Annotated in this window: 16 protein-coding genes; 8 read left to right on the top strand and 8 right to left on the bottom strand. The window is 66.3% G+C overall.

Features of this window, described 5'->3' with window-relative positions; genetic code table 11:
* Positions 1-75: 75 nt before the first annotated feature.
* From TVH25_RS15250 to TVH25_RS15235, 4 genes are all read right to left on the bottom strand, one after another.
* Positions 76-1,458: an aromatic ring-hydroxylating oxygenase subunit alpha gene (locus TVH25_RS15250; protein ID WP_169620564.1), complete on the bottom strand. Its 1,383-nt coding sequence runs from the start codon at positions 1,456-1,458 to the stop codon at positions 76-78.
* A gap of 26 nt (positions 1,459-1,484) precedes the next feature.
* Positions 1,485-2,330, bottom strand: a complete 846-nt coding sequence (locus TVH25_RS15245) for an SDR family NAD(P)-dependent oxidoreductase (RefSeq protein ID WP_169620565.1) — start codon at positions 2,328-2,330, stop codon at positions 1,485-1,487.
* Between the two features lie 7 nt (positions 2,331-2,337).
* A complete protein-coding gene (locus TVH25_RS15240; RefSeq protein WP_296550849.1) occupies positions 2,338-3,927 on the bottom strand; it encodes an SMP-30/gluconolactonase/LRE family protein in 1,590 nt (529 codons plus the stop codon).
* A gap of 389 nt (positions 3,928-4,316) precedes the next feature.
* Positions 4,317-5,120, bottom strand: coding sequence for a FadR/GntR family transcriptional regulator (locus tag TVH25_RS15235; protein WP_296550850.1), 804 nt, complete (start codon positions 5,118-5,120; stop codon positions 4,317-4,319).
* 121 nt (positions 5,121-5,241) lie between these two features.
* Between TVH25_RS15235 and TVH25_RS15230 the strand changes: the two genes are divergently transcribed.
* From TVH25_RS15230 to TVH25_RS15210, 5 genes are read left to right on the top strand one after another with little or no spacing between them, the layout of a single operon-like run.
* Positions 5,242-6,414, top strand: a complete 1,173-nt coding sequence (locus tag TVH25_RS15230) for an acyl-CoA dehydrogenase family protein (RefSeq protein WP_296550851.1) — start codon at positions 5,242-5,244, stop codon at positions 6,412-6,414.
* On the top strand, positions 6,411-7,364 hold the full coding sequence (locus tag TVH25_RS15225) for an acyl-CoA dehydrogenase family protein (RefSeq protein WP_296550852.1): 954 nt from the start codon (positions 6,411-6,413) through the stop codon (positions 7,362-7,364). The genes TVH25_RS15230 and TVH25_RS15225 overlap by 4 nt, the downstream gene beginning before the upstream one ends.
* Complete coding sequence (locus TVH25_RS15220; RefSeq protein WP_296550853.1) at positions 7,361-8,158, top strand: enoyl-CoA hydratase/isomerase family protein; 798 nt, start codon at positions 7,361-7,363, stop codon at positions 8,156-8,158. The genes TVH25_RS15225 and TVH25_RS15220 overlap by 4 nt, the downstream gene beginning before the upstream one ends.
* On the top strand, positions 8,155-9,351 hold the full coding sequence (locus TVH25_RS15215; protein ID WP_296550854.1) for an acyl-CoA dehydrogenase family protein: 1,197 nt from the start codon (positions 8,155-8,157) through the stop codon (positions 9,349-9,351). Before TVH25_RS15220 ends, TVH25_RS15215 begins: the two co-directional genes overlap by 4 nt.
* Positions 9,348-10,439 carry an acyl-CoA dehydrogenase family protein gene (locus TVH25_RS15210; protein ID WP_422424673.1) on the top strand — a complete coding sequence of 364 codons (1,092 nt, stop codon included), beginning with the start codon at positions 9,348-9,350 and terminating at the stop codon, positions 10,437-10,439. The genes TVH25_RS15215 and TVH25_RS15210 overlap by 4 nt, the downstream gene beginning before the upstream one ends.
* 37 nt (positions 10,440-10,476) lie before the next feature.
* Here TVH25_RS15210 and TVH25_RS15205 read toward each other — a convergent pair whose 3' ends face one another.
* Positions 10,477-11,118 carry a TetR/AcrR family transcriptional regulator gene (locus TVH25_RS15205; protein ID WP_422424672.1) on the bottom strand — a complete coding sequence of 214 codons (642 nt, stop codon included), beginning with the start codon at positions 11,116-11,118 and terminating at the stop codon, positions 10,477-10,479.
* 59 nt (positions 11,119-11,177) lie between these two features.
* Between TVH25_RS15205 and TVH25_RS15200 the strand changes: the two genes are divergently transcribed.
* Positions 11,178-12,356: an alpha/beta hydrolase family protein gene (locus TVH25_RS15200; protein ID WP_296550857.1), complete on the top strand. Its 1,179-nt coding sequence runs from the start codon at positions 11,178-11,180 to the stop codon at positions 12,354-12,356.
* A 54-nt stretch (positions 12,357-12,410) separates the two neighbouring features.
* Here TVH25_RS15200 and TVH25_RS15195 read toward each other — a convergent pair whose 3' ends face one another.
* From TVH25_RS15195 to TVH25_RS15185, 3 genes are read right to left on the bottom strand one after another with little or no spacing between them, the layout of a single operon-like run.
* Positions 12,411-14,120, bottom strand: coding sequence for a class I adenylate-forming enzyme family protein (locus tag TVH25_RS15195; RefSeq protein ID WP_296550858.1), 1,710 nt, complete (start codon positions 14,118-14,120; stop codon positions 12,411-12,413).
* A gap of 25 nt (positions 14,121-14,145) precedes the next feature.
* Positions 14,146-15,342 carry an FAS1-like dehydratase domain-containing protein gene (locus tag TVH25_RS15190; RefSeq protein ID WP_296550859.1) on the bottom strand — a complete coding sequence of 399 codons (1,197 nt, stop codon included), beginning with the start codon at positions 15,340-15,342 and terminating at the stop codon, positions 14,146-14,148.
* A gap of 14 nt (positions 15,343-15,356) precedes the next feature.
* Positions 15,357-16,340, bottom strand: coding sequence for an MDR family oxidoreductase (locus tag TVH25_RS15185; RefSeq protein WP_296550860.1), 984 nt, complete (start codon positions 16,338-16,340; stop codon positions 15,357-15,359).
* Positions 16,341-16,575: 235 nt separating this feature from the next.
* On the opposite strand from TVH25_RS15185, the gene TVH25_RS15180 reads away from it, so the two are divergent.
* Together TVH25_RS15180 and TVH25_RS15175 are read left to right on the top strand one after the other, a co-directional pair.
* Positions 16,576-18,204 carry an ABC transporter substrate-binding protein gene (locus tag TVH25_RS15180; RefSeq protein WP_422424671.1) on the top strand — a complete coding sequence of 543 codons (1,629 nt, stop codon included), beginning with the start codon at positions 16,576-16,578 and terminating at the stop codon, positions 18,202-18,204.
* A gap of 70 nt (positions 18,205-18,274) precedes the next feature.
* A complete protein-coding gene (locus TVH25_RS15175; protein ID WP_296550862.1) occupies positions 18,275-19,825 on the top strand; it encodes an ABC transporter substrate-binding protein in 1,551 nt (516 codons plus the stop codon).
* Positions 19,826-19,937 lie beyond the last annotated feature (112 nt).

The raw sequence follows: 19,937 nt of genomic DNA, 5'->3' as shown, positions 1-19,937 counted from the left end.
GGGATGTCGACGTCGGGTGTCTGGGTGGGGGCGCAGTTCTTCATGCGGAGATCCTCGGGCTAGGGGGGAGTCGGGTCAGGCGAGGTCGCGCGGAGCGCCCGTACCCATGTAGGTGGCGAGATTGTGATGGAGATTGACGACGCTGCGTTCGCGGTACGGATTCGGCTTGGGGCCGGAGAACCCGCGGGTCTTCATGCCCTTTTGAACAGCGGCCATGTTGTGGAAGTCCTGGGGAAGCACCGTGCGCCAGCCCGGGTCGTCCGCGGGGGTGTACTCCCATTCCGTCTTCGGCTCCTCACCGGCGGGGAAGAGTTCGTACACAGCGGCTTCGAAGATGCACTTGTCGGGGTCGTCGCCGTAGGGACGGGCGCTGTAGCAGAGCATGTTGTTGAGGGCATGCCCGATCTGGAAGTTCGGGAAGATCTGCCACGCGGTACCGCTCTGGGCGACCACTTCGGGCGGAACGGTCGGCCACACCACGCCGCGTGCCTCGTCGTCGCGGCGGGCCGAATCGAGCCAGTGGCGCAGCACCTGATCGGGAGGCGTGCCTTCGGGCAGCTCGTCGATCAGCCGCTGTGCGGCGTCGACCAGAGTCCGGGTGGTGTTGGTGTTCGCGTTCTCCCACGTGAAGTTCTGCAGCTGAATGGTGGCCTTGCGCGCGTCCGGACCGTTGCCGACCCGGAGTTTCGCCTGGTTCTCCTCCATGCCCTTCGGCGCGTCGTAACCGATGTTGCTGTGCTTGCCCTGTGCTCGCGACCATCCCAGGAAGTTGCCGAAGTTCATGAACTCCGGATGGGTGTACGGCACGTGGTAGGTCTCCATGAAGGCTTCGAGCGCGACCTTCCAGTTGCAATCGAAGACGAGCCACTTGCGCCAGCGGTACCGCATGTTCTCGAGCTGGAAGTGGTCGAGCAGGGAAGCCGCGGGCTCGAGGTACTCCCGCAGGGGCTCGGCCTCCGGGTCCATGTTGATCCAGATCCAGCCACCCCAGGTGTCGACCTTGACGTCCACGAGGCGGGAACGCTCGGCCGTCAGGCTTTCCCGCCAGTCGTCCCGTTCCGGCGCAAAGGTGTTGTTGCCATCCAGGTCGTAGCGCCATCCGTGGAAACCGCACACGAACTGCTTCGCGCACCCGTGTGCTTCGCGGGCACCGGCAGGGGTGTCGACGAGCCGCCGGCCTCGGTGTGAACAGACGTTGTGGTACGCGCGGATCGTCTCGGGGGAAGTACGCACGACGATGATCGAGTCGTCGAGAACCTCGTAGGTGAGGAAGTCCCCGACCTTGGCGAGTTCCTCGACGCGGCCGACCTGTTGCCACACCTTCGCCCAGAGCTTGTCGCCCTCGGCGCGTGCGTATTCGCGGGAGGTGTATGCCTCCACACCGATCGTGAGCGGGGTCGAAAGCGGTTCGGTGGTCGCGGTGGCGGTGTCTTCGATGTTGTCGACGGTGTCGGTCATGGGATCTCCTCTGAAACCGTGCTGTGTCAGCGGGTGATGGCGGCGCGGAAGGTGTCGTCCTTGAGGAACAACGAGGTGTGGTCGGCGCCCATGTGGGTCCACTTCAGGTTCAGTCCGCCGTCCACGAGGATCGTCTGCCCCGTGACGTAGCTCGACAGGTCGGACAGCAGGAAGAGAATCGCTCCCGCCTGCTCCTCGGGCTTTCCGCGGCGACCCATGGCGATGGCACGACGGTCCCGCTCGGGATCCTCGTCGACATAGGTGCCCGAGGCGGGGGTCTGGGTGACTCCGGGCGCGACGGCGTTGACGCGGATGTTGTCGGTGGCCAGTTCGACGGCCATGGTGCGCGTCGCGGCGACGAGTGCGGCCTTGGCGGTGCCGTATCCGATGTGGAACGGTGCGGTGTTCATGCCGCTGATCGACGAGATGGAGACGATCGAGCCGGGCAGCGACTGCGACTTCAGTTCGGCGGCCACCGCCTGGCTCATGAAGAACATCGTTTCGAGGTTTTGCGTGAACAGTGCGCGCCAGTCGTCGCGTGTCACCCGCGTGGCCGGCATCCAGGTCGCAGGTGCGGCACCACCGGCGACGTTGACCAGGCCGTACAGGTCGCCGTCGGTGCGGCGGGCCTGCTCGATGACCTTCGCGATGCCTTCGTCGGTGGACGCGTCCGCGGCCACAGGGATTACCGATAGTCCCTCTGCTGCAAGCGGTTCGATGTGCTTGGTGAGATTCTCCTCCGAGCGGCTCACCGCGATCACGGTCGCGCCGGCCTGGGCGGCTGTTCGCGCCACCGATGTGCCGATGCCACCGCCTGCCGCTCCGGACACGATGACGATCCGGCCGGTGAGATCGACGAATTCGTTGCTCATCGGACGCTCACTTCCCTTCGCGGAGAGCGAGGACGCTGCCCTCGGCGTCGGCGGAGATGTACAGAGTGCCGTCGGGGCCCGCGGCGATACCGGCGAACGGTCCCTGTGGGCCGGCGAACGGGATGATCCCCTTGAGCGGCTTGGGGGTGACACCTTCGGGCGCGCCGACCGGCAGGTGCCGGGCGATGATCTGCTGCGCCTTGGTGTCCAGGTCCACGCTGATCAACTGCTTCGACCCGGCGTCGACGATGTAGAGCTTTCCGTCGCGTACGAGGATTCCCTGCGGTCGTTCGAGACCGTCGACGAGCGTGTCGACGCCACCGCTCGTGACGGAGACGACGCGACCCGCCCCGGCTTCGGAGACGAGAAGCGTTCCACCCGCGGTGAATGCCACGCCCGTCGGATCCTGAAGTCCCGAGGCCAGCACTTCCGACTGCCCGGACCGGACGGAGTGCACCTTGCCGGTGCCGAGGTCCGCGACCGCCACGGTTCCGTTCCCGGAGACCGCGACGCCGTAGGCCTGGGAGAGTCCGTCGAAGAGCAACTCGCTCTCGGCGGTGGAGGGACGGTAGCGGGAGACGTGAGTGTCGCCGGCGACGATGAAGTCGCCGTCCCCGACGGCCGTGACGCCGCGGATGTAACCGGGCCAGCCGGGGTGGAAGAGCATTCCTGCCGTGTGCAGTTCGCCGTCCGAGCCGAGCGCGAGCAGGAAGGTTCCGTCGGCGACGAAGAGGGTTCCGTCTGGGCCCACCGTCAGATCCAACGGCCAGGTCAGCCCGTCGGCGAGGGCCGTTTTCGTCTCGCCGCCCCCGAGCACTTCGGTGATCTGCCCGGTGAAGCTCGACACGAACAGGCGGTCGCCGACGAAGGTGAGATTGTCCAGGCCCGAACCGATGTCGGCGATGACAGTGCTCTCACCGTTGCGGGGGTCGATGCGCAGCACCTGTCCCGATGCCACCTGGGGAGAGATGATGTAGCCCTCGGAATCGAACTTCAGCGCGACCGGCACGCCGAGGTCGCCGGCGACACGTTCCGGTTCGCCGCCATCGGGATCGATCCGCCAGATGTCGTTGGTGCCGAGCATGGGGTAGTACAGCTTTCCGTCCGGCCCGACTTCGAGGGCGTTGGGGAGCTGGAGGCCCTCCGCGAGGATCTTGGGTGCACCGCCGTTGAGGTCGATCTCCATGAGGCGGCCGTCGGGGCGGCATTCGTCGACGAACAGCCGGCCCTGGTGGAACGTGATGCCGTTCGCGCCGGGAAGGTCGTCGCGCAGCAGGCGGGTGCTTCCGTCCTTGCCTCGCACGCTGACCCGGCCGTCGTAGTACTCGGTGATGTAGAGCTCGCCGTCCGGGTGGAAGGCCAGGTCGTCGGGCGCGGTGATGTCGCTGCCCATGGCGCTGATGGTTTCGAGTTCCCCGGTTCCGGGGTCGAAGGCGCTGATCTGGCTCCCGGCCACCTGCGCAACATAGATGCGGCCGTCTGCACCAGCACGGATGCCGTTCGCGCCGAACAGCCTGCTGGGCGGGGTGAGCCGTTCGAGGCTCCATCCTTCCGCGAGGCTTGTCGATGTACCTGTGTAGCGCGACCCTTGCGTCAAGGTGGGTCCCCTCCTGTAAGAGAACGCAGTTCTGCGTATTACGAGAACATGGTTCTGCCGTTATGGGCGCGAGAGTGGCCGTACTGCGAGGCGTATGCGGAGAATCCGTGTAAAAAGTAGTGACCTAAGCCACTCCCGGCTGCGTTTCGCAGTTAACCACGAACGCAACAGCGTTACAAGTATTGTTATCCTTACAATGATAGGCCGGTGCGCCTGCACTCTGACGAGAACTACATTCTCGTCTGATCGGTACGGAGATCCGAGGAGTCGGGACCCCTGCCGACTCGGGGGCCGGTCACACGCGAAACGGCCGGGCACGGCGTCGAAACGCGGTGCTCGGCCGTTCGGTGGCGTACCGGGTGGGATATTCCGGTGGAGTAGGGGAGTGCTTACATTCGCGAACGCCTACCGGCGCGAATGGCGTTGCGCTCCAATGCGGCCGACGCATTGACCACGCTGTCGCCGAAGCGTTCGAGCACGAGAGTCTGGGTCGCGGCGAGATGGATCCGAGCGAGTCGTTCCGCCTCGTCGGCGCGGCCTGCGGCGATCTCCCCGAGTATCCGTTGGTGGGCGCGCACGGCTTCGTTCGCGTCCTCTTCGGCCGGGTACTCGCCGCGTCGGGTCAGGGCCTCTGCCCAGGCCTCCTCCTGCGCGGACCACAGGGCGACGTAACTGCTCACGGCGTACCGGATCGTCACATTGGGTGTGAAGGAGACGACGAGATCGTGGAATTCGCGCGCTGTCTGGGTGAACGCGACGCCGTCTCCGACAACCTCCGCGGAACTCTCGATGGAAGCCTCGAGGACGGGTACGACCACTTCGAGTCGATCCTCACGCCGCGCGCACTCGGCCGCGCACATCGGCTCGAGCATCTGCAGGCCGGCCGCGAGGTCGCGCAGGGTGACGCGGGCGCCCTGGAGCGAGAGTCCGAGGTGGTAGGCGGCGGAGAACTCGTCGGGGCGATGGACTTCGGCGCCGCCGACGTTGCCCCGGCGTACGGTGACGAGTCCTTCGGTTTCCAGGATGCGAAGTGCTTCCCGGATCGAGGGGTAACTGACGCCGAAGTCCTTGACCAGCTGGTCCTGTGTCGGCAGACGGTAGTTGTCGTCGGACAGGATGTGGTCGCGCAATTCCGCGGCAACGGTCTCGGCGATGCGGCGTTGGGGCACCCGGCCGCGCCGCGGGGTCGTCACGAAAAGCGCCTTCCATACATGGAACGTCAGTCTAGCGACAGGCCGTCTTTTCTACCAAGTATTGCGAGGTTAATTCTCTTAAGCATTGCTATCCTTGTTAGGATTGTCGTAATGTCCGGGCATGGACTTCACGATGGGTGGGGCGGCCCCGGAACTCCGGAGTGAGCTGCGCCGGCTGGTACACGAGCACGTCCCCTCGCACTTTCTCGGCGCGTTCACGGACGACCCTGCCGATCTCGAAGCGGCACAGGCGTTCTGCCGGCTCCTCGCCGACCGTGGCCTGCTGTGCATGACGTGGCCCGAGGAATTCGGCGGTCGTGGAGCGTCGATCTGGGAGCAGACGGTGGTCCGCGAAGAGATGTGGGCGCACCACGAGCCCAGGGGCGCACAGTATATGGGCGTGAACTGGGTGGGACCGACGATAATGCGTCACGGGACAGCAGACCAGCAGAGCACCCATCTGCCGCCCATCGCGCGGGGCGAGGCAATCTGGTGCCAAGGGTTCAGTGAACCGGGATCCGGATCGGATCTCGCCTCGTTGCGGACCGCTGCGCGCCGTGACGGCGACGGGTGGCTCATCTCAGGCCAGAAGATCTGGACCTCCTACGCCACGATGGCGCAGTGGTGTTTCCTGCTGGCGCGAACCTCGACCGGCGCGCGGAAGCAGCAGGGCCTCACCGTGTTCCTCGTGCCGATGTCCGATCCTGCCATCGAGGTCCGGCCCATCCGCGCCATGCTCGGTCCCCATCACCTCAACGAAGTGTTCTTCGACAACCTCCGTGTCACCGACGCCGATGTTCTCGGCACGGTGGACGAGGGCTGGAAAGTGGTGCAGGAAGTGCTCGCCTACGAACGGGTGGGCATCGCCCGGTACGCCCGATGCGAGCGTCTCCTGCAGGCGGCGCCGTCGGTCCTCGGCGACCGGTGGGACGATGTGCCGGACGAACTGAAAGCACGCTGGGCCAGGATGCTCACCCATTGCCGTCGTGCCCGGCTTCTCGCCTACCGGGTGGTGTCGCTGCAAAGCGGCGGCGACGTGCAACCGGGCGACGCGGCGGCATATCGGATCGCCGTGACCACCCTCGATCAGGACAGCGCCGAGGTGCTCACCGAGATAGCCGCCTACGCCACACCGCCCGACGACGATGCGAACGGATTCGACGACGACACCGCCAAGTGGTTCCGGCGCGCGGTCGAAGATCACTGGCGGTATTCACAAGCAGCTACCGTGGCATCGGGAAGCATCGAGATGCAGCGGATCCTGCTGGCCCGAACCCTTCTGGCGGCATCATGAACACGGACCTGAGCACGGAAGCAACCGACTACGGACGCGAAGTGGTCCGAGCACTGGAAGCGGCCGGAGGTGACGACCTCACTCTGGCAGTCGAAAACGACCCCGACCGTCGCCGAACGACCGTGGCACCACTGCTCGGTGAGCTGGGTGCGTGGGACCTCGATCCGCGTGGCAACGCCGACGAACTCGAGGCATCCGCCGCCCTGTGCCGCAGCGTGGGCTACTGGGCGGTGCCCTACCCGGTTGCGGAACGGTTGGCGCGCCCGGCCGATCTCGACGTCGACGGACTGCTCGTCGTCGCGGACTCCGACCCCAAGGCGCCCGTCGGATGTCTCGATCTACGGTGGGCTGCAGTCTCGCTGGACGGCCGGCGCAGTATCGCGGTGGCCAGGCCCCCGAGCACCCCGCCGAGAACCTCGGCATTCGTCGCGCAACTCGACCTCCAGCCGGTCGACGACAACGGTGCGAGCGACCTCGCGCTCGCACTGACCCTGCCGTGCTGGACGCTGCTCGGAATGCTCGACCGGGCAATGGCGTTGACGCGCTCGCACGTGCTCCTTCGTGAACAATTCGGCGCGCCGCTCGCCACGCTTCAAGGTGTGCAGTTCCAGCTCACCGAGGCGGAAGTCGAACGCACCGGACTGGACGTACTCGCGAAATACACACTGTGGAGCATCCAGGCCGGCAACGCCGAAGCGCTCGACGATGCGCTCGCACTGCGCCTGGCGGCCGTCGAAGCTGCACAGACGGTGTTTCGCGTCGCGCACCAGTTGCACGGCGCGAGCGGGTTCTGCGACGAGACGACGCTGTCCTGGATCTCGCGGTACAGCTTGCCGATACGGCGCATCCCGTGGGGACCGTCCGGGACGCTCGACGCGTTGACCCGCCGGATCGGCCGGCGTGGACTGACGGGATTGTTCGGTGACGCTCACGAGAAGGCGATGCGATGAACTACGAATTCCCGGGCGCGCTGACCGTGACCTGCGACGGGCCGATCCGCATCGTCGAAATCAACCGACCCGACGAACTCAACGCCGTCGACAAGACTCTGCACCGGGCACTGGCGACCGTGTGGCGGCAACTGGCGGCCGACACCGATGCCGCGGTGGTGATCCTCACCGGAGCCGGCCGCGCATTCAGTGCGGGTGGTGACCTGGACTGGATCACGTCGTTCCTCGACGATCCGGTCGGGCGCGACGAGAGCATCCGCGAGGGCGCCGAGATCATCGACGAGATGTTGCGCTTCCCGCTCCCCGTGATCGCCGCGGTCAACGGTCCGGCCGTCGGCCTCGGCTGCAGCGTCGCGGTGCTCTGCGACGTCGTCCTCATGTCGGAGAAGGCATACCTGGCCGATCCCCACGTGGCAGTCGGTCTTGTCGCGGGGGACGGTGGCGCCGCCTTCTGGCCGTTGCTCACCCCGATCATGCGGTCCCGGGAGTATCTCTATACCGGAGACAAGATCACGGCGAGCACGGCGGTCGAACTCGGCCTCGCCACCCGCGTCACCGCACCCGAGGATCTGTTGCCCGAGGCGCACCGCCTCGCCGCCCGGCTCGCCGCGCAACCCGCGCAGGCATTGCGGGCTACGAAGCGAGTGGTCAACATGTACCTGTCCCAAGCGCTCGGCGGTCCGATGCAGGCCGGTTTCGCGGCCGAGGTCGCGACCATGCAGTCCGCCGAGCATCGGGACCGGCTGACCGCGCTCCGGAAGAACGCGTCGAGACAGAAGGAGCCGACGCGATGAAGGCTGCGGCCCCTACGCTCGCGGAATTCCGGGCCACGGTCCGCGACTGGTGTCGCGTCCACGTTCCGCCCGACTGGCGCCGTGCGCAGACCGGAGTGCCGGACGACGAGTTCGTGCGATTCCAGAAGGAGTGGTTCCGGACCCTGCGCGGCGCAGGATTCGCTGTGCCGCACTGGCCGAAGGAATGGGGCGGCGGGATGCCGGTCGCCCAGCAGGTCGTGCTGTATCAGGAGCTGGCCGCACACGACGCGCCTCGTCTGGTCCTGCCCTTCGTATCGATCCATCACGCCGCATCGACGCTGCTGGCGGCGGGCACCGACGCGCAGCGGGAGCGCCACCTGCCCGCGATCCTCGACGGAGAGATCTGGTGCCAGGGGTTTTCGGAACCCGGCGCCGGATCGGATATGGCTGCGCTCACGACGAGCGCACGCAAGGACGGCGATACGTACGTCGTCAACGGGCAGAAGCTGTGGGCGAGCGGTGCGATGCACGCCGATCGGTGCCTCCTGCTCGCCCGCACCGATCCCGGCGCCCCGCAGCGCCGCGGCATTTCGTACTTCCTGATGGATATGCGCACACCGGGAATAGAGGTACGGCCCATCCGGCAGGCGACCGGAGAATCGCACTTCTGTGAGATCTTTCTCGACGACGTGATACTGCCGGCGACCGACCTCGTCGGTCCCGAGAACGAAGGCTGGCGGGTCGCACAGGAGACTCTCGGGGCCGAACGCGGGATGACCATGCTCGAACTCGCGGAGCGGCTGGGCAACGGCGGATTCCGGTGGCTCGTCGAGTTGTGCGCCCGACCGGGTCCGCTCGGGACGACGCCACTCGACGATCCTCTGGTCGCCGACCGACTCGCCCAGTTCGAGATCGAACTCACCGGACTGCGAGCGCTGTGTGCCGAGTTCGTCGCGGATGATCGGCCCGGCCCGGCCGATGCGTCGATCGTCAAGCTCTATTACAGCGAATTGCTCCAGCGCATGACCGATTTCGGCACCGAGATCGCCGGTCTCTCGGCCCACACGCAGCTTCGCAAGCCGTCGTCGAGCGGGTGGGAATCCGGTGCGTGGGTTCTGGATTTCATCGGGTCGTGGGAATGGACGATCCCGGGCGGAACCAGCGAAATCCAGCGCACCATCATCGGGGAACGCGGCCTCGGCCTGCCCTACGAACCGAGAGGCAACCGATGACGGAGTCGCTCACCGACCTTTCCGAGTTCCACGACGACGTGCGCGCGGTCGCCCGAGACATCCTCGGCCGATCGGGAAGCGAAACTGCGCCGGAGTGGGAATCGATCGCCGGCTCCGGTTGGCTGGGATTCGAGGCGCCGGGGGAGTTCGACGGTGCCGACGCGTCTTTCGCGGAAGTGGCGGTGGTCCTCCGCGAGATCGGTCGTGCCGCCGCCCCCGGCGGGTACCCGGCGGTCGCAGTACTGGCGATGGGGGCGCTCGGTCTGCTCGAGCCGTCCGCGAATCGTGACCGGATGCTTCGCGACACCGTCGCGGGGACCTCTGTTCCGGTTTTCGCCGCAGCAGGTGAGCCCACGGGCCGGGTACCTTTCCGTCTCGCGTACGTGCCGGGCGGCGCAGTTCTCGACGGCACGGCACCCTTCGTTCTCGGGGCGCCGGGAGCGGACCGGATTCTCGTGCCCGCCGAGGAACCCGACGGGACGGTCGTGGTCGTCGACGTGGATCGGCGAACTCCCGGGCTGATGGTCACCGAGCAACCGGTGATCGACGCTTCCCGCAGTTTCGGTTCCGTCCTGGCGGCAGAGTTACGCGTTCCCTCCGAGTCGGTGTGGCGATTCCGCGGCGACCCCCTGGAGGCGATCGGGCACCTTCACGACCGGGCCGCGGTGGCGGTGGCATGCGACAGCCTGGGTCTGAGCGAGGCGATGCTCGAGGCCACGGTCGCCTACGCCGGCACGCGGGAACAGTTCGGCCGCAAGATCGGCTCCTTCCAGGCCGTCAAGCATGCGTGCGCCGACATGCTCGTTCAGGTGACGGTCGCGCGCAGGCTCGTCGACGCGGCCGTTCGCGGCATCGCGGGCAGGGACGCGGACGCGTCGGTCGCGGCATCGATGGCGAAGTCCTACGCATCTGCCGGAGCGGTCGAGATTGCCGGTAAGGCAATGCAATTGCACGGCGGTATGGGCTACACCTGGGAGAGCGGTATCCACGTGTACCTCAAGCGGGCCACGCTCAATCGTTCGCTGTTCGGCTCACCGGCGCTGCATCGCGCGCGTGTGGCGGAACGGTACCGGGCCGGAACCCGATGACATCGAAGAGTGTTGGTGGTCGCCGAGCGTCCACCTCTCACCGCTGAGGTACACGCAGCATCGCGCACGCAATGTCGAGGACCTCGGTTTCGAACGTCGCCAGGTCCGGTGCAGCTCCGCTGTCCTCGGCGCGCTCCCAGGTGGCGAACGACCCGATGACGAAGCGCACCATCAGCCCCACCCGGCGCCGGGCGGCGCTGTCGGGAAGGTCGAGGCTTTCCGCGATCCGGGTCAGAAGAGCGGTCAGCACGTCGAGCGACTCATCACTGGGGTAGTAGTCGGCTCCGGCGTCGTCCGGCCCGGGAACGGTGAGCAGCTCGAGCGGTGCGGCAGCGAGCCACTGCTCGTTGAAACGTGCCCAGTAGCTCGGGTTCCCACGAGCGACCTCTGTGGCGATCGGGTGGACGTACGCGTACACGAGGCGCTCGAGTGTAGGTGGCGCGTCGCGTTCGGCGACTTCCACGAGCGTGGCGCGTTCGATGTTGATCCGCGGCGCATGCCGGGTCCAGACCGCGTCGAGCAGCCCGTGCCACGATCCGAAGTGGTAGGTAATCGCGGAGTTGTTCCGCTGACCCGCGGCTTTGGTGAGTTCGCGCGCGGATGTCCCGTGAATTCCCTTGAGGGCGACGAGTTTCTCCGCGGCGTCCAGCAGAGCGAGGCGACCTGTTGACACTGCCATCCCCCTACTGTACTAAGAAGCTCACCTGAAATATTAATACGTTCTTCTTAGGGAGCTCCATGAACGACTCCTCCACCCGTTCCGTCCTCGTGGCCTTCGTGCTCGCCTCGATGCTGGGCCTCGCGGGGTGCGCGAACGGCGAATCCGCGGAAGGAGGTGAGCTCTCGCCCGGATCGCTGGTCACCCACCGGGCGCTGGCCACTGCTGCGGCGCTACCCAGCGCGGTACGCACCGAGTTGATCACCTATGTGTCCGAGGACGCCGCCGGACAGCCGGTCCTGGTCTCCGGCACTGTCGCGATCCCGCGAGGCGATGCTCCGGAAGGCGGATGGCCGGTTGTCAGCTGGGCACACGGGACGACGGGGGTCGGTGACGCGTGCGCTCCGTCGGCCGACACGGTCGGCGGACCCGCACACAGTTACGTCTCGAGGGCGGGGGCGATGCTCGATCGCTGGGTCGCCGACGGCTACGTTGTGGTCCAGACCGATTACGAAGGGCTCGGTACGCCCGGCGGGCATCCGTACATGAACGGCGAGAGCGCACGGAACTCGGTCGTCGACATCGTGCGTGCGGCACGCGAACTCGATGCCGGCGTCGGAAGTCGGTGGACGGTGATGGGGCACAGTCAAGGTGGGCACGCCGCCTTGTACACGGCGGCCGGTGGTCTCGACCGCGCTCCGGAACTCGAGCTACAAGCGGCAGTGGTGCTCGCGCCCGGGAGCAGGACCAGCGACGTCGCGGGATTCTTCGCGTCCGGCGGCCCGGGGATCGAGCAGGCTCTGAGTTTCCTGCCGGTCCTTCTGCTGGGTGCCGAGGCGGCCGACCCGAGCCTGTCGGCCGATGCGATGCTCACCGACACGGCGCGACCGTTGCTCTCCGCCGCCCGCACCGGATGCATGGACGATGTGCGTGCTGTGGCCGACACGGTTCCCGTGGACAACCTGTTCGCGCCGGATGCCGAGATGAGCCGTATCGGGGAGTACTACGCGACCCAGGAACTCGAGTCACTCACGCCGGTCGTGCCGACACTGGTCGTGCAGGGCACCGCAGATGTCCTCGTCTCCCGGGCGGCCACCGACCGGATCACGGAAGCGTTGTGCGGCAACGGTGCCGCACTGACCTACAGCGTCTACGACGGCGCCGATCATCGCGGTGTGCTGGAGGAATCGCTGCCCGAGGTGAAGGCTTTCATAGACAAAGCGCACAGCGGCGAAGTTCCGGAGCCGACCTGCGGCTGACGCTCACCACGTTGGTAGCTTTCTGCCCGCTCAGCGGGCAGAAAGCTACCAACGTCAGTTCACCCCGAGACGCGCGACAGCCAGGTCCCGGATCTCGTTCGACTTGATCTTCGCGCTGCCCGTCAAGCTGATCTCGTCCTCGTCGAAAAACAGCACTTCGCGCGGAACCTTGTAGCTCGCGAGTCGCTCCCGCAGGTACGACCGGATCCCGTCGACATCGAGGTCCGCGCCGGAGTGCGCCACGATGCACGAGACGACGACCTCGCCGAGCGTGTCGTGCGGAACGCCGACGGTGCGGGCGACCTTCACCCCGGGATGCGCGACGAGTGCCTCGTCCACCTCGAGCGGTGACACATTCGCGCCGCCGGTCTTGATGATGTCGGTGAGCCGGCCTTCCCAGAACAACCGGCCCGCCTCGTCGAGGTAGCCGCCGTCTCCGGTGTGGAAGAACCCGTGCTCGTCGACGGTCTCACTGAGAGGTGTGCCGACGTATCCGAGCATCAGCGTGGGGCTCTTGACGCAGATTTCGCCCCGCTCGCCGCGTGGCAGAACTGCACCGGTCAGTGGTTCGACAATCTCGATCGTCACGCCGGGCAGTGGTTCACCGCTGCTGCCGGCCGCGACCTCGGGCGGGGTGTTGGCGGGGTAACACGCGCTGATGGTGAATGTTTCGGTGTTGCCGTACGCGTGCCCCGGCTCGTACCACTCGGCGGTTACCGTGGGGTGCCGCGCGACGGGGGTGTTGAAGTCGACATAGAGCAGACTGCTCAGATCGGCACTGTCCCAGTTGGGTGCGCCCACGAGCTGTGCCCACTGGTGTGGCCAGGCGAACGGGAAGTTCACTCGCTCTTTCTCGATGAGATCGAGTGCTTCCACAGGATCGAACGTCGGCTGCAGCACGAGGCAACCGCCGCTGGCGAGGGTGTTGCCCAACGCCATCGCGAAGTTGCCGGACCAGAAGTAGCCGTTGGCCGTCCAGCACCGGATGTTGTGTTCCGGTGCGAATCGGTACATGCGCCGGAAGCGCCACATCTGGATACTCACGCCGCGGTGGGCACTGAGAATCCCCTTCGGCTTGCTCGTCGAACCGGAGGAGAAGAACAGCACGGCGACGTCACTGGGCCGCACAGCCGCCGCGGAGGATTCGACCAGTGCGCGCGGTTGCGCCTCACCGTGGGCCAGGAATTCCTCCCACGACGGGAGCGACGCGACTCCGTCGGGGGAGCCGACCATGGCGACGTACCGCAGAAACGGGTACTTCGCCGACTGCACCACACCGGACGTCGCGGTGCCGATCTGCGGCTCCAGACCGGCCAGGGCAGCGGCGAAATCCGTCTTGAGCACGGTGCGCTCGAACAGCAGCACCGATACTCCCGATGTCTCGAGCATGTAGTCGAGTTCTGCCGGGGTCGAGAAGGTGCTCAGCGTGACGGCGACGCCTCCCGCGAGGGAAGTGCCGAACACCGCCGCGATCCATTCGGGACGGTTCGTCATCAGCACGCCGACGCGGCCGTCCTTGCTCAGTCCGACGGCGCGCAGTGCCCGTGCCACCTCGACGGCACGTTCCCACAGGTCGTCATAGGTCCAGCGTGTGGTGCCGTCCGCGTCGTGCATCACGAGCGCTTCACGGTCGCTGTACAACTCTGTCACTTCGCGCAGGAAACCGGGCAGGGTGAGGGCACCCAGACCGGGTTCTTCGCTGAGCGGAGGTCCCGACACGATCGAAACGGACTCCACCACTTCCGTGTTCGTCCCAGTGCTCATGATGACTCCCTTGTCTGCGGTGCCGTCAGAGCGGCAGCTCGACCTCGGCGGTGGAGGAGACGAGGACGTTGCCGTCCTGATTGGTCAGGCGCAGCTTGATCTGGACGAGAGGGACACCCCACGTGGTGTCGGTCTCCTTGCCGACGACCTCGGCGTCGAAGTACGTGACGTCGCCCTCGAATGCCGGGCCGCGGAAGTCCGACTTGATGTGGCGGACCATGCCTTCGTGCCCTGCCCAGTTGGCGAGGAAGTCGGTGCACCACGCACCCATCGTCGCGCCGTAGCCGTAGGCCCGGGCCATGCCGACCTCGCCGGCTTTCTCGGCGTCGATGTGCCCGCGTGACGGGCCCACGTACAAACCATCCCGCTTGCGCGGGTCGATCATGGCGCCTTCTTCGTCGAAGCCGAATCCTTCGACCCAGCCCGGGTCCTGGTTGATCCACGGATCCTCGACGCCCTCCGGTGCCACCCATTCGAACGTGCCCCAGATGTTGAAGAGGAACGCCCGGTATTCGGTGGTGAACGTGGCGATGCTGTGCGGTCCGATCACGCGGCGGGGGAGAGTGTCGCCGACCTTGACCTCGTCGAAGTGCGGGGACGTGCCCGCCCAGTTGGACAACAGCCATTCGTGGCGCAGGGCCTCGATCTCCAGAAGTTCCTCGTTGGTCCACTTCTTGATCTCGCCGAGCTGATTCTCGTACATGCCACGCTTGGTGGCTTCGGCGGAGAGATAGCGGATCGCGGTGGAACGTTCACGGGCGACCAGGGCGCCGTGCTGATTGGTGTGCGTGGTGTCGCCACGCGAGAACATCGTGGGGCCCGCGAATTTTGTTTCCGTGACCTTGTAGTCGTGGAAGCGGCGATCCTGGAAGAGCTTGTCGCCGGGGCGGACCGGGACGCCGTAGAACCACCATTCCTCGCCGCCGAAGATGAGGTGGCTGTTCGGGATGTAGCCGACGCACGCCGGTGCGGCGCCGTGCCCGAAGTCGAGAGCCACCGCGATGGACTGGGGCGCGACCAGGCCTCCGAACTTGGATTCGCGCGCGAACGTCTCGTTCCAGTGCAGCGGGTTGGGATTGTCCATCGCCATGGCCCACCGCCGAATGTCGGACGTGCTGCACGGATCCCAGAGTTGCCCGCCGCCGACCGGCTTGCCGACGCGGTGTTCCACGTCGGACAGGTCCAGTTCCACGGTTTCCGGCGCTGACGACTTCTTGCTCATCTGTGTTCCCCCGATTATCGATTGACGTCGACGACGATGCGCCCGCGCACCGTGCCGTCCATGAGGTGGTCCGCCGCGGTGATCGCTTCTTCGAGCGATACTTCCCGGGCGATGGCGTCGAGTGCGGTCGCGTCGAGATCGCGGGACAGGCGAGCCCACGCGGTTACCCGCCGCTCACGCGGTGCCATCACGCTGTCGATTCCGAGCAGGGACACGCCACGCAGGATGAACGGCGCGACCGAGGCCGGGAAATCCATGCCCTGTGCCAGTCCGCAGGCGGCGACGGCACCGCCGTAGCGTGTCTGCGCACACGCGTTCGCGAGTGTATGACTGCCGGCTGTATCGACGACGCCTGCCCAGCGCTCCTTCTGCATAGGCTTGCCGGGTCCGGACAGGTCCGCGCGGTCGACGACGGTGGACGCACCGAGCTGCTGGAGGTAGTCGGCTTCGGACGTCTTTCCGGTCGCGGCCGCCACGGTGAATCCGGCCTTGGTGAGCAGCGCGATCGCGACGCTGCCGACGCCGCCGGTCGCGCCGGTGACGAGGATTTCTCCTTGGTCCGGGGTGATGCCGAAGTTCAGGAGAGCCTCCACGCACAGGCTCGCCGTGTAGCCGGCGGTGCCGATCGCCATCGCTTGCCGGGCTGTGAATTCGTCGGGCAGGGGGACGAGCCAGTCTCCGCGGAGGCGCGCCCGCTGAGCCAGTCCGCCCCAATGGGTTTCGCCGACTCCCCAGCCGTTGAGGACGACCCGGTCTCCCGGCGACCACTCTGCATGGGTGCTGTCGGTGACGACGCCCGCGAGGTCGATTCCGGGGACCATCGGGAACTTGCGCACCACCGGGGATTTGCCGGTAATCGCCAGTGCGTCCTTGAAATTCAGCGTGGAATATTCCACATCGATGGTGACGTCGCCGTCGGGGAGATCGCTGTCCTCGAGGTCCTTCAGGGTCACCGTCTGGCCGGCGTCGCCCTTGTCGATCACTAGTGCCGAAAACATTTGTAGAGACTTCCTTCCTTGGTCCGCCCGTGGTGCGTTCGGACGTTGCACTCCGACCGCACCGTACTTCAATCATTACAAGGATGGCAATACTTGAATGTTCGGCCCCGAGCGGTGATACTCCCTGTGATCGTCGTCACGATGCATCGCGTTCGAGTGTGGGAATCGTTTCTGGGCGGCGAGAGCCGCCACCTACCGAAATCACCCGGAGTTCCTGCTCACCGACCCGCGCACCGTGTGCCTCATCCCGGCTGTTCCGTCTCCCTCGAGAGGTCCCCATGTTCCGACACAGACGTTTCCTGCCCGCGGTAGCCGCGGCCGGCGCCCCGCCGCGCGGGCGGGGGCGCTACTGCTGACCTCGTGGGGTGAGGCGAGTTCCGACGCGGGCGCGTCGACCACCGAGTCCGGCGACCCGGTCGCGGGCGGCTCGCTCACCGTCCTGCAGACCGGCGAGCCACGTTCGCTCGATCCTGCGGCCCTGACCAACTATTGGGCGTTCCAGCCCGCCCTCGGCAACGCGCTGTACGGAACATTGATGGTCAACGATGTCGAGTCGCTCGACATCGAGTACAAGATGGCCACCGACTTCTCGACCACCGACGGCGGAGCCACGTTCGCTCTCGAGCTCCGGCCCGACCTCGTGTTCACCGACGGCACTCCGCTCGATGCTGCTGCGGTGAAGTACAACTGGGATCGCCTCGTCGATCCGGCCCTGGGCTCGACGTCCGGCAGATGGGCGGCCCAGATCGCCGAGACGCGTGTCGAAGGTCCGACCACGCTGCAGGTCACGATGAGATCCCCCAACCCGCACTACGCACAGTCCATCGTGGGAAGTTCGCTGAACTGGATCGCGTCGCCGGCAGCATTGGCCAAGGGACCGGGCGAATTCGATGCGAACCCCGTCGGTGCGGGTCCCTTCACCCTGACATCGTGGACGCGTCAGGACGCGATCGAACTGACCAAGAACCCCGACTACTGGGATGCGCCGAAGCCGTATCTGGACACTCTCACCATCCGGACCGTGAGTGACACGAACCAGCGAGTGAACGCGATGACGACCGGTGCCGCGGATCTGGCGTCCGAAACGAACTGGGCGAGTCTCAACAAGGTCGAAGCCGCAGGGCTGAACACCGAGGTCGTCCCGACGGGTGGTGGGCAGTTCGTGGGCATGAACTTCGCACGCGCTCCCTTCGACGACGCACGTGCACGCCGGGCGGTGTCCCTCGCCGTGGACCTCGACGCGATCAACACGGCCGTCTACAACGACGAGGGTCAGATCCCCGAGACTCTTTTCGAGGAGAGCTCACAGTTCTTCAGTGACATCCCGCTCAAAGAGACCGATCCGGCCGCCGCGCAGAAACTGTTCGACGAGTTGGCCGCCGAAGGCAAACCTGTCTCGTTCACATTCTTGTCCTACCCGACGACGGAGAGCCGGACACTCGGCGAGGCTCTGCAGGCACAGCTGAGCGCGTTCCAGAACGTCGAGGCGAAGGTGGACGTTGTCGACTATGCCCAGGCAACGGCCCGCACCGCCGCACGCGACTTCGACATGCTCATTTCGTCGGCCGTCATCCAGGATCCCGACAACCCGCTGTGGCTGGCCTTCCACAAGGACTCGTCCGGCAACACAGTCGGTGTCGACGACGCGGAACTCAATGCAGCACTGGACGCCGGCCGCATCGGTGTGACCGTCGAAGAGCGCACGGCGGCCTACGAAACGGTCCAGGAGCGCCTGGTCGAGCTGAATCCGGGCATCTGGTACTACCGCGCGGTGCCCGCAGTCGTGTGGGGAGAGAACGTGCAGGGAGTCGACGTCTACGCACTCGGATCGCCGTTGCCCGAGGAGATCTGGGTCACCGACTAGTTCCCATCGCTACCGCACCGGCGCAGAACCAATGACAGGAGCAAACAAAGTGACAGTGAACTGGCGAAGAATGCCACGTCCATTGCTGGTGGCCGTCGCATCGGTCATGGTGGCGGCCGGTTGCGGTAGCGGCGGGGCGTCGGGGAACGACGGCGCCGGGTCCGACACCCCGGTCCGCGGCGGCGAACTGGTGATGGCCGTCAACGTCGAGGGCCAGACGATGGATCCGGTCTGGTGCGCAACCCACGCGTTCGACCGATGCCTGCCCGTATTCGGAACCCTCCTCCGCTTCGATACCGAGGACGAACAGTTCGTGCCCGCGATGGCCTCGGCGTTCGAGTCGGAGGACGGCATCACCTGGACCCTGACACTGCGCGACGGTGTGCGGTTCAGCGACGGCACACCGTTCGACGCCGACGCCGTCGTCTTCAACTGGGACCGCGTCAAGGACCCCGCGAATCTCTCGCCGTCTGCCCGGATCGCGGCGCCGCTGACCTGGAGGGTGATCGATCCGCTCACGGTCGAGGTGGTTTCGGGCGAACCGAACTACCAGTTGCCGTGGGCGCTCGCGCAGGGGATGGGCATGATCGGGTCACCCACCGCCATCACGCAACTCGGTGCCGACTTCGGCAACGCCCCGATCGGTGCGGGCCCGTTCCTCCTCGAGAAATGGACACGCAACTCCGAGGCCAGGTTCACGGCCAACCCCGAGTACTGGGACGAAGGCGCGCCGTACCTCGACAGCTTCGTCCTGAAGGTGATCGGCCAGGACGATCAGCGCCTCAACGCCTTGCGATCCGGAGAGATCGACATCAACTGGTCGCTGCTCTCCAAGGACGCCAGAGCGGTCGAAGCCGAGGGATTCACGGTCCATGCGCTTCCACTGGTCGGGGGAACGGGACTGAACTTCAATTTCGAGGACCCGGACCTGAAGGACCCGCAACTCCGGCTCGCAGTGCTCAAGACGTTCGACAGCGCGCAGATCAACAGTGCCGTGTACCCCGGCGACGACCCGGTGGACGCATTCCTGTTCCCCGACAGCGCGTATCGCGACGACGACTTGGGCACCTTTCCCGAGAAGAATCTTCCCGAAGCGCAGGCCCTGCTCGACGAGTACCTGGCGAAGACGGGGAAGAGCGACCTCACGTTGCGGTTGAGCACGTTCGCCGGCCTGCCCGCACTCGAGCAGGTCGCCCAGCTCATCCAGTCGCAGGTACAGCAACTCGACGGCGTGCGTGTCGAGATCGACTCGATGGATTACGCAACCCTGCAAGGTGTTCTACGTTCGGGCCGATACCAGATGGGGATCGCCGCGACGTTGTCGCAGCATATGGACGCCATCTACGACACGTTCCACTCGGACGGCACGAACAACATCACCGGGTACTCGAATCCGAAGGTCGACGAGGCTCTCGACGCGAGCCGGGCATCGAAGGATCCGGACGTGGTCGCCGAGGCGTACAAGGTGATCAACGGTGAGATCTCCAACGACGCACCGCTGCGGAACTGGCGCTACCAGACCGGGTACATCTTCACTCCGGGATACGTGCAGGGCCTGGTCCTCACGGGCACTCTCAGCGGCGCAGGGGTCTATCTCGATCGGGCGTGGGTCGACAAGTAATTCTCCACATTGCCGCGGTGTGGGGGGGGGGGGGGGGGGGGGGGGCGCGGGCCCCGCCCCGCCCCCCCCCCCCCCCCCCCCCCCCCCCCGCGGCGGGCGGGGCGGGCGGGGG

The sequence above is a fragment of the Rhodococcus sp. 7Tela_A2 genome, assembly GCF_049311045.1.
Lineage (GTDB): Bacteria > Actinomycetota > Actinomycetes > Mycobacteriales > Mycobacteriaceae > Rhodococcus.
Note: the sequence above shows the minus strand (reverse complement) of the source record. Positions and strands in the feature narration are given on the sequence as shown.

What these genes read in the sequence shown, in the direction of transcription:
- TVH25_RS15250 (WP_169620564.1), bottom strand. Translation starts at nt 1,458, where the DNA reads ATGACCGACACCGTCGACAACATCGAAGACACCGCCACCGCGACCACC.
- TVH25_RS15245 (WP_169620565.1), bottom strand. Translation starts at nt 2,330, where the DNA reads ATGAGCAACGAATTCGTCGATCTCACCGGCCGGATCGTCATCGTGTCC.
- TVH25_RS15230 (WP_296550851.1), top strand. Translation starts at nt 5,242, where the DNA reads ATGGACTTCACGATGGGTGGGGCGGCCCCGGAACTCCGGAGTGAGCTG.
- TVH25_RS15225 (WP_296550852.1), top strand. Translation starts at nt 6,411, where the DNA reads ATGAACACGGACCTGAGCACGGAAGCAACCGACTACGGACGCGAAGTG.
- TVH25_RS15220 (WP_296550853.1), top strand. Translation starts at nt 7,361, where the DNA reads ATGAACTACGAATTCCCGGGCGCGCTGACCGTGACCTGCGACGGGCCG.
- TVH25_RS15215 (WP_296550854.1), top strand. Translation starts at nt 8,155, where the DNA reads ATGAAGGCTGCGGCCCCTACGCTCGCGGAATTCCGGGCCACGGTCCGC.
- TVH25_RS15210 (WP_422424673.1), top strand. Translation starts at nt 9,348, where the DNA reads ATGACGGAGTCGCTCACCGACCTTTCCGAGTTCCACGACGACGTGCGC.
- TVH25_RS15205 (WP_422424672.1), bottom strand. Translation starts at nt 11,118, where the DNA reads ATGGCAGTGTCAACAGGTCGCCTCGCTCTGCTGGACGCCGCGGAGAAA.
- TVH25_RS15200 (WP_296550857.1), top strand. Translation starts at nt 11,178, where the DNA reads ATGAACGACTCCTCCACCCGTTCCGTCCTCGTGGCCTTCGTGCTCGCC.
- TVH25_RS15195 (WP_296550858.1), bottom strand. Translation starts at nt 14,120, where the DNA reads ATGAGCACTGGGACGAACACGGAAGTGGTGGAGTCCGTTTCGATCGTG.
- TVH25_RS15190 (WP_296550859.1), bottom strand. Translation starts at nt 15,342, where the DNA reads ATGAGCAAGAAGTCGTCAGCGCCGGAAACCGTGGAACTGGACCTGTCC.
- TVH25_RS15185 (WP_296550860.1), bottom strand. Translation starts at nt 16,340, where the DNA reads ATGTTTTCGGCACTAGTGATCGACAAGGGCGACGCCGGCCAGACGGTG.
- TVH25_RS15175 (WP_296550862.1), top strand. Translation starts at nt 18,275, where the DNA reads ATGCCACGTCCATTGCTGGTGGCCGTCGCATCGGTCATGGTGGCGGCC.